Here is a 15710-nt window from a genome sequence, read left to right on the forward strand (position 1 = left end):
AGCTGACTAATGTTCATGCATCTTCTTCAGGTGCATTTCCTGTTACATACAAAGGAATTGTAAATACGAAAGTGCTTCCTTTCTCTTCTTCACTATCCACCTGTATATCTCCACCATGGGCTTTGACGATATATTTCACGATGGAAAGTCCGAGACCGGAGCCGCCTTTTTCCGTTGTACGGGATTTTTCCGCCCGGTAAAAGGAAGTGAAGATATAGGAAAGGTCTTCCTCTTCGATTCCTTGTCCGTTGTCAGCAATACGGACGACGAGTTCTCTCCGGTTCTGATCGGAATGAACGTCTATCCAAATGCGGTCGCTTCCGTAGCGTACGGCGTTTTCAAGCAGGTTATTCATCACCTGACTGAGGCGTAGGGGATCAATCAGGATACTGACCGAATCGATGTTCTCTGTATAAGTGACTTGCACGTGTTGGTCGATCAGTTCCGCTTGGTAGTTGTGCAGAAGATCCTTGAAATAATCAGAAGCGTTCACAACTTCTTTGTCCATTGGAAGTTGGTCGACTTCCATCTTGGAAAACTCGAAAAGGTCTTCGATCAGATGATCCAGGTGAGTGGTCTTGTCATGGATCACTTGAAGGTAGTGTCGCTTCTTCTCCTCGTCTCGCACAATTCCATCTCTCAGTCCTTCCACATATCCTTTGATGGAAGAGAGAGGGGTGCGTAAATCGTGGGAAATGCTGGCGATCAGTTCTTTCCTTGATTCTTCATATTGCTGCTGCTTTACAGAGGATTCCTTCAGATGCTGCCTCATGTAATCGAACCCCTGGATGAACCTGCCTATCTCATCTTTTCTTCTGTACCGGATAGGATAATCCAGATTTCCGTCTCTCATTTCTTCCGTAGCCTTATAGATTTGTTTCAAAGGTGTCAGAATCGTCCGCGATATATATGTTGTCCATATAATGATCATTAACAGTAATGTAAGAAGGCCGATACCTATGCTGAGAAACAGGACGTGTAAAACGTTCGTCATTTGTTGGAATGGCTCTCTTTCAGAAGAACCGGCATCGATGGTCACTTCCCAGGGTGCTCCTGTTTCCGAATCTGTCTGAATGGTAAATGTATTGAAACCAGGCAGGAAGCTGTTCTCTTCGCTTCTCTGACGGTAATTGACCGAGTCAAATAGCAATTGACCGTCCTGGTCACGGATAGTGATATTCATGTCGTAGTGATTTAGAAGCGGCTCTATGTCCTCATAGAAAACATCTCCGTCAGGGAGGTTTTCTTCATGTGCCCTTATTTCCTCCCTCACTTCGATAAATAACCGATCGAGCTGCTCTTCTTCCTCATCAGGATTACTGGCACCGAGGTACATGGTGAGAACGCCGGCAAGGATCGGTACGATAATCGTCGATAGAAATGCGAGAACGAGTCTTGTTTTGAGACTGGAGGTCATGAGAAATCGCTGAATTTGTATCCAACGCCCCAAACAGTCTGCACATATTCCGGTTTTGTGGAATCCCGCTCAATTTTGTCCCTGATTTTGCTCATGTAGACGGTCACAGTGTTGATATCCCCGTAGCTCGTATATCCCCAGATCCTGTCATAAAGCTGTTCTTTGGAAAAGACTTGCCCCCGGTGGGAAAGTAATAAATGAAGCAGCTTGAATTCTGTAGCGGACAGGTTGACCTTTTCATCTCTGACGAAGAGCTCGTGCCGTTTTACATCCAATTTCAGATCCTTGTACTCGATAAGGTTATCGTCCGCCTCTTCTTTTGGCCGGGAAAAGTGTTTGTATCGACGCAAGTGGGCCTTGATTCTTGCGACTAACTCTCCGGGACTGAACGGCTTCGTAATATAATCATCGGCACCGATACCGAGACCGATGATTTTGTCTGTATCGCTTTTCTTCGCGCTCATCATAAGAATAGGGACGTTCGATTCTTCCCTGATTCTTCGACATACCTCGATTCCATCCATCTTCGGAAGCATAATGTCCAGAACGGCCATCACGGGATTTTCCTTGTGGAAAAGGGCGAGGCCTTCTTCCCCGTCGTAGCTTAGAATGGCTTCATACCCTTCAGCGTGAAGGTAGTCCCTCACAAGTTCTGCCAGTTCTTTTTCATCTTCGACGATCAAAATTTTCTCTTTAGGCATAACAACCCGCCTTCATTTTCAATATTAAGCAGCTACATCACGCTTTTTGAACACAACCCATGTGGTAAGGGTGAAAAGGATGAAATAAACAAGTAGTACGATAATAGAGAACGTCATCGTCATCCCCTCCACCAGTGGAGTTCCATTGGTATACTGCTGCAGATTCGTGTTGGCAAACAGCACGTACTTGGCCCAGTCATAGCTACTTAGTAACTGAGTAACCTGAGGTCCTGTAAACAAGAGGAATATGGAAACTCCGATAGCGAGAGAACTGCTGCGGAACACGGTGGAAATCATGAAAGCCAATGTCACCATCATCAGCAGATCGACGCTGTTGAATCCTATCAGACCGATGATATGACTGATCATATTTCTTTCCCGCACCTCTCCCTCATTATATACGAGATAAGGGTCTTCCGCTCCTTCCAGCCCGAAAAACACACTGCCTATGAGGAAAGAGAATAGGAATAGCGATACCATACTGAACAGGGCGAACAGAATAGTCGTAATGTACTTCGACAGAATGATTTTGGTACGACTGACAGGTCTGATCAGTAACAGTTTGATCGTCCCCCAGGAAAATTCACTGGCGACCATTCCTCCGGCAATCACGATGGCAAATAAAGCTATAATACCAGTAAGGTTGGTGGTATCGATCATAAAACCCCAAAGAGACTGGGAGTGAAGAGGAGGAATGTCCTGGTCAATCCGATAGTTGTTGATGGCTATTTGTTTCGTTACGTAGGCTTCCCCGGCACTTTGAAAAGGGCTTTCTTCGAGCTGTCTTTCAAGCTGAAGATTTTCTGCTTCGAGTCTCTGTTGCCAATTTGTATTTTCGCCCGAATCCATAAAAAACTTTGAAAACACACCTATGCCTAGAACGGCTATAATGATAATGCCTATCATGATCCATGTTCCTAAGCGTTTATATAGCTTCATGTTTTCATTTTGGATCAATTTCAGTAGTTTGGCCATTTATTGTCCACCTCCTGTGATTTCGAGGAATTTCTCTTCCAACGTCGATTGAAGCGTTACAATGCTATATACATCCACATCGTTCAGGACGAGGAGTTTATTTATTTCCGCAATATGTTCATGACTCACCGTCATATCGATATAATCATCTCCCTGACCTGTGATGAGCGAATCATAGGGTGCCCCAAGAACTTTAACTGCTTCACTGATCGGGCTGACTTGGAAGCGGACGTTCTTTTTGGAACAGGACCCGACAAAATCCCCGACAGATTCTACACTGATCAACTTTCCATTCTGGATGATGCCGATCTGATCACACATCCGCTGCATTTCAGCAAGCAGGTGGCTGGAAACGAATACGGCGAGATTTTCTTCATGAGCGATTTTTCGGATATAGTTGCGGATTTCACGGATTCCTGCCGGGTCGAGGCCATTGGTCGGTTCATCGAGAATCAACAGAGAAGGGGAGTGGAGCAAAGCTTGTGCCAGCCCTAGTCTCTGCCTCATCCCGAGCGAATAGCTTCCCACTTTGTTCTTAATATTTTTTTCAAGCCCTACGAGTTTCACTACTTCAAGGATTCGTTCCTTTGTCACCTTTTCTGGAGCCATCCTTGCGTAATGGACGAGGTTGTCGTACCCTGACAGGAACTTATACATCTCAGGATTTTCGATGATTCCTCCGATGTGGGCGATGGCTTTCTCGAAATTCTTCTCTACACTATTGTTGTGGATCAGAATCTCTCCTTCTGTAATATCCATCAGTCCTACCATCATCCGGATGGTCGTCGTTTTTCCTGCGCCGTTCGGACCGAGGAAACCGAATACTTCTCCAGGATAGACCTTCAGGGATATGTCATCGATGATCGTTGTTTTTCCGATTCGTTTCTTAACGTTTATCAGTTCTGCGACTGGTGTTTTTTCCATTTCCATCCCTCCTGGGTCCATTATGGCTGGAGAACCTTATCAATCCCTTAGAAAAGTATTAAAAAAGTATTAACATATTAAAAAAAGCCTGGAGATGGATAATAGCATCTCCAGGCTTGCAGTATTCTACACAAAAAGGGGGACGGTCCCCCAGGCATCTACTCTTTGTCTTCTCCAATGATTCTCACTTCACGTTCGAGTTCTACATCGAATTTCTCTTTTACGGTTTTCTGGACATGTTCGATGACTGAAATATAGTCCGTCGTCGTCGCATTGTCCTTATTGACGATGAAGCCGGCGTGTTTGGTGGAAACTTCGGCACCACCGATATTTGTTCCCTGGAGGTCACTGTCCTGGATCAATTTCCCGGCAAAATATCCGGGAGGTCGTTTGAAGACACTGCCACAAGAAGGGTATTCGAGTGGTTGCTTCGATTCCCGGCGATACGTGAGGTCATCCACTACTGCTTTGATATCTTCATAATTGTCCGGTTTCAGGTTGAAGGTCGCTTCTACGACGATGTCCCCGTTATCCGGGATATTACTTGTTCGGTAATCAAGATCCAGGTCTTTGGCGAGACGTTTCACCAGGTTTCCTTCTTTATCCACGACATATGCATAATCAAGGACGTCTTTGATTTCCCCGCCGTAGGCCCCGGCGTTCATGTACAGAGCACCACCGACGGTTCCCGGAATTCCGCAGGCGAACTCCAGTCCCGAAAGACTCTCCTCGAGCGCGTGCATAGAAGCATCGATGATTCTGGCGCCGCTCTGAGCTACGAGGGTGTCTCCTTCACTCTTGATCGTGTTCAGGTGCTTCAGGTTCATCACGACTCCGCGGATACCGCCATCTTTGATGATGAGGTTGGAGCCATTGCCGAGAAGCGTATGCTTGATTCCGATTCGGTTCGTGAATTTCACGACTTCCTGAACTTCTTCAAACGTCGTCGGCATGACGAAATAGTCAGCCTTGCCGCCCAACTGCGTGTACAGATGATCCTTCAGGGGTTCATCGATTTTCACATACTCCGGTTGAACGATACGTTTCAGTTCCTTATATATTTCATTTCTATCCATACTTACACTTCCTACATTCATATTTCTTATCTTATCCTATGCTAGTGTATAACATTACGTAAACATTGGAAAGAGTCGGGGTTCTCAATTTGGAAATTCCGCCTTCACGAAAGTTTTCCCTATTCAGAAAACTTATTGCTAAATCACGGATAAACTAGTATCATCATTGTAAACTTGTTTTGAAAGGGTGCGAGAGATGTCGAAAGATAAAGATCTGCGAATAAGAAGTAATGTCATCAGTGATGATGAAAATAGAGTAGCCAACCGTGCAATGCTGCGGGCTGTAGGTTTTACAGATGAAGATTTCAAAAAACCGATGATCGGGATTGCGAGTACCTGGAGTGAAGTGACTCCGTGTAACGTACATATTGATGAACTTGCAAGAAAAGCGAAAGGTGGAGCCGGGGATAACGGCGGTGCACCTATGATTTTCAATACGATAACGGTATCTGACGGTATTGCGATGGGGCACGAAGGAATGCACTTCTCCCTCCCGAGCCGTGAAATTATTGCCGATTCCATTGAGACGGTAACGAATGCGGAGCGTCTCGACGGGGTCGTAGCTATCGGTGGTTGTGATAAGACGACGCCTGGCTGTATGATCGCTCTCAGCCGACTGAATCTTCCTTCCGTTTATATTTATGGTGGAACGATTCAGCCTGGAAAATTGGACGGAAAAGACATCGATATCGTTTCATCCTTTGAAGCGGTAGGACAGTATCAGAGTGGAGAAATCGACGCGGAGCAGCTGCACCGTGTGGAATGTAACGCATGTCCAGGCGCGGGTGCATGCGGAGGAATGTACACAGCGAATACGATGGCAGCAGCGGTAGAAGCCCTTGGAATGAGTATTCCTGGATCTTCTTCGACACCTGCTGTGAACAATTATAAAGAAGAAGAATGTCGCCAGGCCGGAGAGCTTGTCGTCGATCTTCTTGAAAAAGAGATCTATCCGAAAGATATCATGACGAAAGAAGCGTTCGAAAACGCAATTACAGTCGTGATGGCTCTCGGTGGCTCCACGAACGCCTTCCTTCACCTGACTGCGATGGCGAACGCCGCGGAAGTGGATATCACGCTTGATGATTTCGAACGTATCCGTAAAGAAGTGCCATTCCTTGCAGACATGAAGCCGAGCGGAACATATGTCATGCAGGATCTGTACGAAGCGGGTGGGGTACCTGCTGTCATGAAGCTTCTCCACGACAATGGTTACCTGCACGGCGACTGTATCACGGTTACCGGAAAGACGCTTGCGGAAAACCTCGAGAGCGTGTATCCATTGAAAGACGGACAGAAAGTCATCCGTCCTCTCGATAATCCGATCAAAGCGGAAGGCTCTCTCGTTCTTATGAGAGGTAACCTAGCTCCGGATGGGGCTGTTGCGAAAATGTCCGGACTCAAGATCACCAATTTCGAAGGTCCTGCGAAAGTGTATGACAGTGAAGCGGAGGCGACATCCGCCATTTCGAACAGCGAAGTGAAAGAAGGCGACGTCGTCGTCATCCGTAATGTCGGACCGAAAGGCGGACCGGGAATGCCGGAGATGCTTTCCATTACGGCGATGCTCGTCGGTCAGGGTCTCGGAGGAAAAGTCGCCCTTCTCACAGATGGACGTTTCTCCGGGGGAAGCCACGGATTCGTAATCGGCCATATCTCTCCTGAAGCTTATGTCGGCGGGCCTATCGGTCTCCTTCAAAATGGAGATGTGATCAACATCAGCAGTAAGACCCAGGAGATCAATATGCACGTGAGTGACGAAGAGCTCGAAGAACGCAGAAAGAGCTGGCAGCGTCCGGAACCGAAGTATAAGCGAGGCGTTCTGGCGAAGTATCAGAAGCTTGTGTCTTCCGCTTCCAAAGGTGCAGTCACCGATGATCCGAACGAATAATTTTGCTGAAGCCGCTTTCCCTCATAGGGGAAGGCGGCTTTTAAAATGATAAAAATCCCCTTTTTCGGAAATAGAAGTTTAGCGTGGTTTCTTTCAGGAAACATACATATCAAACACGTATTGAAGGAGTGAAGTGCTTTGGATTTGAAAAAAGAAATTACAAAACTAGAGAATGTTCATTTAATGAAACCGGAAAAGGTATTTACTATGTACTTAAATACAGACCCATCCGACCCTGATCAACAGGGAGGAGAGTGGAAGATCCACCTTAAGAATGGGTTGAACAACTTTGAGCATTATCTACAGGAAGACGGCGATTCCGATGAGAAGCGGAACTACTGGGCTGTCAAAGAGAAAGTGGATAACTATGTGAAGGAAAACGAGCAGAATTTTGCGAAGAGCCTTGTGATCATCGCTTCCGCAGATGAAACGGTATGGTTCGCAGAGCGATTCCAGATGCCTGTCGAAACGGCATTCTACTGGGAAGAGCAGCCGGTCGTCGATCAGCTGAAGAAGATGTACGAAGAGTTTCCTAAGACAGGAGTCGTACTTACACAGAAAGACAATATCAAACTGATTGATGCAGAACTCGGTCAAGTGAAAGATACGAAACTGTATGAACTTGATGTTGATACAGAAGACTGGAAGCTGCACCAGGGGCCTCACGCAGCAGGCGCTTCCATGGGAAGTGGCGGACCGAAACAATCCAAGTCCGATCAGTATAATGAACGTTTCGAAGCCAACCGTTACCGCTGGTATAAGAGCGTAGCGCCGAAGCTTGATAAGCAGGCGAAAGAACTTGGCTGGGAACGCATCATCATGGTCGGAGATAAAGAAGAAATCGATGATCTCCGCGATAACATGAACAAAGAAGCCGACAAGGTCGTCAACAAGAACCTGTTGGATCACGAAGAAATGAAAGTGATCGACCAGGTCGTATACGAAGATTAAAAAGACTGCACCCTTCGGTCCGAGTGGCCGAAGGGTTATTATTGTGCGCAATTGTAAAAAGTTACACGTACATATGTTAAAATAGAAATCATTGAAATAAATGGGAGAGTGAGAAATAATGTACGTCGTGGACTCGAAAGTGACAGTCCCTGATCACAAAGCTGAAGATCTGATTCAAATATATCAAAAACGCTCCCGGTTAGTGGATAGTCAGCCCGGGTTTCTATCTTTTCAACTATTGCAGAATGAACACCGCCCCGGAGAATTGACCGTTCATATGGAATGGGAGGATAAACAGGCTTACCTTTCCTGGGCACGAAGCGAGCAATTCAAGAAAATCCATGAACTCGAAAAGAATTATCCTGACGAAGAGTTGCAGGGATACGTGCCGAAAGTTTCCAAATACGAGGTCGTGGCCACATGAATGAAGAAACGAAACGATTTATTACAGATAGGGTAGTAGAGGAATTTTATACGAATTATCCCTGGCTTCTGGATAAGTTCGGTGAAAAAGGAAAGCGGCATACGAGAGAAGACAATGATCATCACATGGAGCATCTCGAACTATCCTATGAGTTGCAGGACGAGAAGTTCTTCAAAGATTATACCGAATGGTTGAATGATGTATTGGTTTCAAGAGGCGTGGGAACCGGTCTTATCAAGGAGAACTACCGGATGATACAGAAATATATGAAAGAAGTGGAAATGAAAGAAGACGAACGGAATTATCATGATCATTTGCTGGAGACCTCGATTTCATACTTGGAGCAGATGACCAACACGAGGTGACAAGAGAAATGGAAGAAGTATATAAACAACTCGCTTCTCATCTATTGGAGGGGGAAGAGAAAGAGGCGCTCGAACTTGTGCAGCAGTGGAAAGAAGAACGCTCTCTGACAGAAGTTCATGAAGACATTATCACACCAGCTATGTATCACGTAGGGGAATTGTGGCAAAAGAACGAAATCACCGTAGCCGACGAGCATTTAGCGACGGCGATCTGTGATTACATTTTGACGCTTTTATCTCCGAGAACGAGTGAGACCAATGGACGGAAGGCGATATTTTTCAACGTAGAGGAAGAACAGCACCACCTTGGTCTGAAAATGGCAGCGGATCTTTTCCGTGAGCAGGGATGGGATGCAAGATTCCTTGGGGCTGGCATGCCGAATGACCATGTCCTGTCCCAAATCGAGAAATATCAGCCGGACGTCGTATGCGTTTCTGCATCTTTATCATATCGTGTACCGGCGCTGAAAGAAATCATTCGTATTATTGAAGAAACAGTTCCAGGCTCTTATATTCTCGTAGGAGGACGAATTGTCCAGAAGTACGGAATGAAAGAATGGAATACCTCACGTGTCGACACATTAGGGTCCCTCGCTGAGATCAAAGGCTGGCTGAACAAAGAGAAGGAGGGGACGTTCGATGAAACGAGCTGAGTCTGCGTTTCCCCTTCCTTACCTGAAAATAGACGCCAACTGGAATATCCGTGAGTATTCCAAAGAGGCGGAAGAACTATTCGGGCTCCCTTTGAATTTCAGTGAAGTCGTCGATATGGAGACGAAGGAGAAAGCGAAAGAATGGCTGCACCCCAGACACGAGAAGGCGAAGCTGGAGATGAATATATTGAAAAAGGATGACGTTGTATTCTTAGCAGACGCCTATATTACATGGGAGAATGAACTCTTCGCTGAGGTCCTGCTTGTACCAAAGGATAACCAGGTCGACAAAGTGGCTACCAGACTTCAGTCCATCCAATCGGAGCTGACAAAGACCAAAATCGAGCTGGTGGAAGAGAAAGAACGTGCGGAAGCGGTGACTGAACAGAACAATAGACTTTCTGCTCCCTTCATTTCTTTGACGGAAGAAGCGGCCCTTGTTCCGTTATTCGGAGACTTGACCCATCAGAAGATCCGCAGCATAGAACAGCATTTGCTGGATGACGTGCGGGATAGTGAAGCGGACCGGATTCTCTTTGACTTCACAGCGGTAGGAAATATCGAAAGGGATGGATTCGAACTCCTCGCCGGATTGATGAAAGCACTTAGTCACATGGGGCTTGAAATCATGGTGATCGGTCTTCACCCGCGTCATGTTCCGAATATCTACAAATGGGCACTGCCATCTGATGTACGATTCTTGCAGTCTTTGGAGCAGGTCGTACGGAATTACCTGAATGAACGACGAAAACTTTTGGAAGAAAAAGGGGAGTAATGACTCCTCTTTTCTTTTTGAATCGACAGGAATGAAAAAAATAGCAATTAAGGATTGCGAAAAGTCAGAAAGTATTTTATAGTTAAAGAAGAAAAGGTATTCTATTTTTTTGAACCAAAAATGAATGAGTATTCATTCAAAGGATGGCAAGGGGGACAATAACTATGAGTCGAAAAATCAGGCGAGCCGCTGTACTCGGTTCCGGGGTCATGGGAGCCGGCATTGCTGCTCACTTGGCGAACGTCGGAATTCCGGTGCTTATGCTCGATATCGCACCGAAAGAATTGACCGATAAGGAGAAAAAACAGGGACTCACCATGGAAGACAAACAGGTGAGGAACCGTATTGCCGCTTCCGGCAAGGAAGGGTTGAAAAAGCAGAAACCTGCTCCACTTACATCTAAAGACAACTTGCATCTCATTGACGTCGGCAATATGACAGACGACATGGATAAACTATCAGAAGTCGATTGGATCATTGAAGTTGTCGTAGAGAACCTCGATATCAAAAAGTCTGTTTACAAAGAAGTCGATAAACATAGAAGAGAAGGAACGATCGTCAGCTCCAACACATCAGGTATCTCGATCGAAGCGATGAGTGAGGATTGCAGTGAAGATATGAAAAAGCATTTCCTCGGTACCCATTTCTTCAATCCGCCACGTTACCTGAAACTGCTCGAAGTGATTCCGACTTCGAACACAGATCAGAATGTACTCGCGTTCATGAAGAAGTTCGGGGAGGATACGCTCGGGAAAGGTGTCGTAGAGGCGAAAGATACTCCGAATTTTATCGCCAACCGCATCGGTACCTACGGCTTACTCATCACCGTAAGAGAGATGCTCGAGCAGAACTTGACGGTCGGCGAAGTGGATTCCATCACCGGTCCGATGATCGGTCGACCGAAGAGCGCGACATTCCGTACACTAGACGTAGTTGGACTGGATACATTCGTCCATGTCGCAAATAACGTTCACGCTCAAGTCGAGGGTCAGGAAAAAGAGGTCTTTGAAGTACCTGGCTTCATGCAACAGATGAACGAAAAAGGATGGATCGGTGCCAAAGCAGGCCAGGGTTTCTTCCAGAAGAAGAAAGGCGAGAAAGGCTCTGAGATTCTGCAGCTGAATCCGGAGACGATGGAATACGAAGAACGTAGAAAACTGAAAACGAAAGCGACAGAAATGGCCGGACAGGAGAAAGGTCCGAAACGGAAACTCGCTTCTCTTGTGAAAGCGAAAGGCGACCAGGCTGGAGACTTTATCTGGTCCATCGTCAAACCGGTCCTAGTGTACTCTGCGGAGCTCACTGGAGAGATCGCCGATGACATCGTGTCCATCGATGAAGCCATGCGTTGGGGCTTCGGCTGGGAACTCGGTCCATTCGAGATGTGGGATGCGATCGGTGTCCGTAAATCTGTAGAGCGGATGAAAGAAGAAGGAGAAAGTGTCCCGGACTGGATCGAACAAATGCTCGAGAAAGGTTACGAGTCCTTTTATAAGAAAGAAAATGGAAACGTTTACTTCTATCATGATGGTGCTTACCAGCAACAATCGTTCAATGAAAAAGAAATCAACGTGAAACGGTTGAAAGAAACGAAAGAAGTACTCGCAAAAAATGCGGGGGCAAGCATCATCGACCTTGGAGACGGGGTGGCAGGACTTGAATTCCACTCCCAGAGCAATGCGATCGGCATGGACGTCATCCAGATGATGAACAAGGCCGTTGATATCGTCGATGAGGACTTCGAAGGGTTGGTCATCGGGAACCAGGGCAAGAACTTCTGTGTCGGAGCGAACCTCGGCATGATGCTCATGGAAGCGCAGGATCAGAACTTCTTCGAGATCGAAATGGTCGTCAAGCAGTTCCAGCAGGCAATGATGCGGATCAAGTATTCCGATAAGCCCGTCGTTGCCGCTCCGTTCGGTATGACCCTCGGGGGAGGAGCGGAAGTATGCTTACCCTCTGCAGCCATCCAGGCTTCCAGTGAGACGTATATGGGGCTTGTAGAACCTGGAGTAGGGCTGATCCCGGGTGGTGGAGGAAACAAGGAGCTTTATATCAAGCACCTGAACAATCTTCCGCAGGGCATCGATTTCGATCTTCAGAAAATCTCCAACAGCGTGTTTGAAAAGATAGCGACTGCGAAAACATCGACATCCGGGGAAGAAGCTCGCCAGAATGGATTCCTCGACCGGATGGATGCTATTTCCGTCAATCAGGACCACCTGCTGCATGATGCGAAACAGAAAGTGCTAGGGCTGGCCAGGTCCGGCTATCAGGCGCCGAAGCGTGTGCCGATTCCGGTTACCGGAGAGACAGGATTTGCGACGATGCTGCTAGGTGCCAAACAGATGAATCTCAGCGGCTATGCCTCCGAACACGATCTGAAAATCGCGGAGAAACTGGCATTCGTCCTCGCCGGAGGTCGCGTGAAGGAAGGTTCGAAAGTGGATGAAGACTATCTGCTTGATTTAGAGAGAGAAGCATTCCTCAGTCTGATCGGTGAAGCGAAGACGCAGCAGCGGATGCAACACATGTTACTGAAAGGGAAGCCACTACGTAACTAAAGGGGGAGACATTTGTGAGAGAAGCAGTTATTGTGGCCGGTGCCCGTACACCGGTCGGCAGGGCGAAGAAAGGGACGCTGGCGAACAGTCGTCCTGATGACCTTGCCGCACTTACGATAAAAGAAACGCTTAGACGGGCGAATAATTACGATGGAGCGATCGATGACGTGATCATCGGTTGTGCGATGCCGGAAGCGGAACAGGGAATGAACATGGCGAGGAACATCGCAGGACTTGCAGGCCTTCATCATAAAGTTCCGGCTATTACGATCAACCGCTACTGTTCATCCGGTCTTCAGAGTATCGCCTATGCGGCTGAAAAAATCATGCTGGGTCATAGCGAAGCGGCTATTGCAGGCGGAGCGGAATCTATGAGTCTCATTCCGATGGGCGGACACGTCATCAAGCCGAACGTCGAACTTGTAGAAAATGCACCGGAGTACTACATGTCGATGGGGCATACGGCAGAAGAAGTCGCCAACCGCTTCAATATTTCCAGAGAAGACCAGGACGCGTTTGCAGCCCGAAGCCATGAGCGTGCGGCGAAAGCACTCGAAGAAGGGAAATTCGATGATGAAATCGTACCGGTCGAAGTGACGGAGAATGTTGTCGGTTCTGACAATAAAGCGCGACAAGTCACAAAGACCCTGGAGCAGGATGAAGGAGTCCGTCCGGGTACGACATCAGAAGTACTTGCGAAACTGAAACCGGCTTTCCATGTGAAAGGATCGGTTACAGCGGGGAACTCTTCCCAGATGAGCGATGGAGCAGCTTCCGTCCTCGTGATGGATAGAGAGAAGGCGGAGAGAGAAGGTCTTGAACCGCTCGCCAAGTTCCATTCCTTCGCCGTAGCAGGTGTCGAGCCCGAGATTATGGGGGTAGGTCCGATCGAAGCGGTGCCGAAAGCGCTGAAGATGGCAGGTCTCGAGATATCGGATATCGGATTGTTTGAACTGAACGAAGCATTCGCTTCCCAGTCGCTGAGAGTCATCCGTGAACTCGGTCTTGATGAAGATAAGGTGAACGTAAACGGAGGGGCGATCGCTTTAGGTCACCCGCTTGGTTGCACAGGAACGAAGCTTACGCTATCCCTCGTTCATGAAATGAAACGTAGAAATGAAAAATACGGTGTTGTGACGATGTGTATCGGTGGCGGTATGGGTGCTGCCGGCGTATTCGAATTATTATCCTGAGGAGGAGAATGGATATGAGTGATGTAAAAGATATGATCAAAGGTGGAAGTTTTCTGGTAGAGGATGTAGAAGCGGAGGATATTATCACTCCGGAAGATTTTTCTGACGAACACAAAATGATTGCCAAAACGACCGAAGATTTCGTCGTAGGCGATGTGGTACCGAAAGTCGAAAAAATCGAAAACCATGAATTCGAACATTCCCTTGAACTGATGAAAAAAGCCGGTGAACTCGGTCTCCTGGGTGCTGATGTGCCGGAAGAATACGGCGGAGTACAACTCGATAAAATCAGCTCTTCTCTGATTACAGAGAAATTCGCACGTGCCGGTGGTTTCTCCCTTACACACGGAGCTCACGTGGGGATCGGTTCTCTGCCGATTGTATTCTTCGGTAACGTGGAACAGAAAGAGAAATATCTTCCGAAGCTTGCTACAGGTGAGATGCTGGCAGCTTACGCTCTGACGGAGCCGGGCTCAGGTTCGGACGCTCTCGGCGCGAAGACGACGGCGAAATTGAATGATGCCGGTACGCACTATGTACTGAACGGGGAGAAACAGTGGATCACGAACTCCGCTTTCGCAGATGTGTTCGTCGTTTATGCGAAAATCGATGGTGATAAATTCACGGCATTCATCGTCGAAAGAGAATTCCCGGGTGTATCCACAGGACCTGAGGAGAAGAAGATGGGAATCAAAGGATCTTCGACTCGTACACTAGTCCTTGAAGATGCTGAAGTACCTAAAGAAAACGTACTTGGAGAAATCGGTAAAGGGCACATCATCGCTTTCAACATTTTGAACGTAGGTCGTTACAAACTGGCGATCGGAAGTGTCGGAAGCGCGAAGCGGGCGATCGAGCTTTCCGTCAATTATGCGAAAGAGCGTAAGCAATTCCAGACACCGATCATGAGCTTCCCGCTCATCCAGGAAAAAGTGGCATCCGTTGCGGCGAACACTTACGCCAATGAAAGTGCCGTATATCGTACGGTCGGGCTGTTCGAACAGAGCATGGGTCGCTTGTCGGAAGAAGAGCTTAATGACGGAAAAGCGGTAGCGAACGTCATTGCAGAATATGCGATCGAATGTTCCCTGACGAAAGTATTCGGAACAGAACTTCTGGACTTTGCAGTGGATGAAGCGGTTCAGATTCACGGTGGGTACGGCTTCATGCAGGAATACGAAGTGGAGCGCATGTACCGGGATTCCCGTATCAACCGTATTTTCGAAGGTACCAATGAAATCAACCGTATGATCGTTCCGGGCAACCTCGTGAAGAAAGCGATGAAAGGCGAGCTTCCGATCTTCGAAAAAGCGAAACAACTCGAAGAAGAGATCATGACGATGATGCCGGAAGAACCGGGCGACGCGCCACTGGAGCAGGAGCTATACCTTCTGAAAAATGCGAAGAAGATTGGTCTTCTCGCAGCAGGTCTAGCGGCACAGAAATACGGTGAGAAGCTCGAACAGCAGCAAGAACTTCTCGTAAACATCGCCGATATCACCGGAGAAATCTTCAATATGGAATCCGCGATTCTACGTACGAAGAAAGCGATCGACAAAGACGGAGAAGAGAAGCACAGACAGAAGCTTCTTTACACGCAAGTGTATGTACAGGAAGCTTTCAACCGCATTGAAGCACATGCGAAAGAAACGCTAATCCGGGCTGAATCTGGAGACAATCTCCGCATGATGCTTGGTGCACTTCGTAAGCTGACTCGTCATAACCCGCTTGACGTGATTCAGATCAAACGCGAAATCGCGAAAGGTCTCGAAGAATCAGAAAAGTATGTCGTATAAGAAGA

At 47.3% G+C, this 15710-nt stretch carries 14 protein-coding genes; 9 read left to right on the forward strand and 5 right to left on the reverse strand.

The genetic code is table 11. The annotated features are described in order from the left end of the window. Positions 1-13: 13 nt before the first annotated feature. The 5 genes from BLQ44_RS12545 to murB all read right to left on the reverse strand — a co-directional run bounded on the left by BLQ44_RS12545 (position 14) and on the right by murB (position 5093). Positions 14-1450 (reverse strand): sensor histidine kinase, encoded by a 1437-nt coding sequence (locus tag BLQ44_RS12545; RefSeq protein WP_143004719.1) that lies wholly within the window; start codon positions 1448-1450, stop codon positions 14-16. Continuing rightward, positions 1414-2118 carry a response regulator transcription factor gene (locus BLQ44_RS12550; RefSeq protein ID WP_093194252.1) on the reverse strand — a complete coding sequence of 235 codons (705 nt, stop codon included), beginning with the start codon at positions 2116-2118 and terminating at the stop codon, positions 1414-1416. The genes BLQ44_RS12545 and BLQ44_RS12550 overlap by 37 nt, the downstream gene beginning before the upstream one ends. Before the next feature lie 24 nt (positions 2119-2142). Beyond that, entirely contained in the window at positions 2143-3093 is a 951-nt protein-coding gene (locus tag BLQ44_RS12555; RefSeq protein WP_093194253.1) for an ABC transporter permease, read from the reverse strand. Beyond that, positions 3094-4017, reverse strand: coding sequence for an ABC transporter ATP-binding protein (locus tag BLQ44_RS12560; protein WP_245688167.1), 924 nt, complete (start codon positions 4015-4017; stop codon positions 3094-3096). Between the two features lie 158 nt (positions 4018-4175). After that, positions 4176-5093, reverse strand: a complete 918-nt coding sequence (gene murB, locus BLQ44_RS12565; protein ID WP_093194255.1) for a UDP-N-acetylmuramate dehydrogenase — start codon at positions 5091-5093, stop codon at positions 4176-4178. Between the two features lie 196 nt (positions 5094-5289). On the opposite strand from murB, the gene ilvD reads away from it, so the two are divergent. The 9 genes from ilvD (at position 5290) to BLQ44_RS12610 (ending at position 15705) form a co-directional block, all read left to right on the forward strand. Next, complete coding sequence (gene ilvD, locus BLQ44_RS12570) at positions 5290-6984, forward strand: dihydroxy-acid dehydratase (RefSeq protein WP_093194256.1); 1695 nt, start codon at positions 5290-5292, stop codon at positions 6982-6984. 138 nt (positions 6985-7122) lie between these two features. Further along, positions 7123-7935, forward strand: a complete 813-nt coding sequence (locus tag BLQ44_RS12575; RefSeq protein WP_093194257.1) for a VLRF1 family aeRF1-type release factor — start codon at positions 7123-7125, stop codon at positions 7933-7935. A gap of 118 nt (positions 7936-8053) precedes the next feature. Then, on the forward strand, positions 8054-8359 hold the full coding sequence (locus BLQ44_RS12580; RefSeq protein WP_093194258.1) for an antibiotic biosynthesis monooxygenase family protein: 306 nt from the start codon (positions 8054-8056) through the stop codon (positions 8357-8359). Further along, entirely contained in the window at positions 8356-8724 is a 369-nt protein-coding gene (locus tag BLQ44_RS12585) for a hypothetical protein (RefSeq protein WP_093194259.1), read from the forward strand. The genes BLQ44_RS12580 and BLQ44_RS12585 overlap by 4 nt, the downstream gene beginning before the upstream one ends. Positions 8725-8732: 8 nt before the next feature. Then, complete coding sequence (locus tag BLQ44_RS12590; protein WP_093194260.1) at positions 8733-9377, forward strand: cobalamin B12-binding domain-containing protein; 645 nt, start codon at positions 8733-8735, stop codon at positions 9375-9377. After that, entirely contained in the window at positions 9364-10152 is a 789-nt protein-coding gene (locus BLQ44_RS12595) for an STAS domain-containing protein (RefSeq protein ID WP_093194261.1), read from the forward strand. Before BLQ44_RS12590 ends, BLQ44_RS12595 begins: the two co-directional genes overlap by 14 nt. A gap of 164 nt (positions 10153-10316) precedes the next feature. Further along, a complete protein-coding gene (locus BLQ44_RS12600; protein ID WP_093194262.1) occupies positions 10317-12716 on the forward strand; it encodes a 3-hydroxyacyl-CoA dehydrogenase/enoyl-CoA hydratase family protein in 2400 nt (799 codons plus the stop codon). Positions 12717-12730: 14 nt separating this feature from the next. Beyond that, positions 12731-13909: an acetyl-CoA C-acetyltransferase gene (locus BLQ44_RS12605; protein WP_093194263.1), complete on the forward strand. Its 1179-nt coding sequence runs from the start codon at positions 12731-12733 to the stop codon at positions 13907-13909. A gap of 14 nt (positions 13910-13923) precedes the next feature. Then, positions 13924-15705 carry an acyl-CoA dehydrogenase family protein gene (locus BLQ44_RS12610; RefSeq protein WP_093194264.1) on the forward strand — a complete coding sequence of 594 codons (1782 nt, stop codon included), beginning with the start codon at positions 13924-13926 and terminating at the stop codon, positions 15703-15705. Positions 15706-15710 lie beyond the last annotated feature (5 nt).

The organism is Salimicrobium halophilum (assembly GCF_900100295.1).
GTDB lineage: Bacteria > Bacillota > Bacilli > Bacillales > Halobacillaceae > Salimicrobium > Salimicrobium halophilum.

Coding starts and splice junctions, on each gene's coding strand:
- BLQ44_RS12610 (WP_093194264.1), top strand. CDS start 13,924: ATGAGTGATGTAAAAGATATGATCAAAGGTGGAAGTTTTCTGGTAGAG.
- BLQ44_RS12580 (WP_093194258.1), top strand. CDS start 8,054: ATGTACGTCGTGGACTCGAAAGTGACAGTCCCTGATCACAAAGCTGAA.
- BLQ44_RS12560 (WP_245688167.1), bottom strand. CDS start 4,017: ATGGAAAAAACACCAGTCGCAGAACTGATAAACGTTAAGAAACGAATC.
- murB (WP_093194255.1), bottom strand. CDS start 5,093: ATGGATAGAAATGAAATATATAAGGAACTGAAACGTATCGTTCAACCG.
- BLQ44_RS12600 (WP_093194262.1), top strand. CDS start 10,317: ATGAGTCGAAAAATCAGGCGAGCCGCTGTACTCGGTTCCGGGGTCATG.
- BLQ44_RS12585 (WP_093194259.1), top strand. CDS start 8,356: ATGAATGAAGAAACGAAACGATTTATTACAGATAGGGTAGTAGAGGAA.
- BLQ44_RS12550 (WP_093194252.1), bottom strand. CDS start 2,118: ATGCCTAAAGAGAAAATTTTGATCGTCGAAGATGAAAAAGAACTGGCA.
- BLQ44_RS12590 (WP_093194260.1), top strand. CDS start 8,733: ATGGAAGAAGTATATAAACAACTCGCTTCTCATCTATTGGAGGGGGAA.
- ilvD (WP_093194256.1), top strand. CDS start 5,290: ATGTCGAAAGATAAAGATCTGCGAATAAGAAGTAATGTCATCAGTGAT.
- BLQ44_RS12595 (WP_093194261.1), top strand. CDS start 9,364: ATGAAACGAGCTGAGTCTGCGTTTCCCCTTCCTTACCTGAAAATAGAC.
- BLQ44_RS12555 (WP_093194253.1), bottom strand. CDS start 3,093: ATGGCCAAACTACTGAAATTGATCCAAAATGAAAACATGAAGCTATAT.